This window comes from Streptomyces sp. IBSBF 3136, from assembly GCF_036815105.1.
Classification (GTDB): Bacteria; Actinomycetota; Actinomycetes; order Streptomycetales; family Streptomycetaceae; genus Streptomyces.
In genome coordinates, this window is the sequence record NZ_JAJSZC010000233.1 from 1 (window position 1) to 310 (window position 310).

1 protein-coding gene is annotated in these 310 nt (G+C 71.9%); it reads left to right on the forward strand.

All coding sequences use genetic code 11. The features are described 5' to 3' along the window. A partial coding sequence (locus V7E45_RS33585; protein ID WP_333778027.1) for a tetratricopeptide repeat protein occupies window positions 1–310 on the forward strand: 310 nt, incomplete at both ends.

Genomic DNA, 310 nt, shown 5'->3' on the forward strand with positions numbered 1-310 from the left:
GAGCGCATCCTGGGCGACGACCACCCCGACACCCTCTCCGCCCGCAACAACCTCGCCGTCTCCTACGGCGATGCCGGGCGCATCCAGGACGCCCTCGACCTCGGCGAGCGGGTCCTGGCCGACCGAGAGCGCATCCTGGGCGACGACCACCCCGGCACCCTCGACGCCCGCAGCAACCTCGCCGTCTCCTACCGCGATGCTGGACGTGTCCAGGACGCCCTCGACCTCGGCGAGCGGGTCCTGGCCGACTATGAGCGCATCCTGGGCGACGACCACCCCGACACCCTCACCGCCCGCAACAACCTCGCCA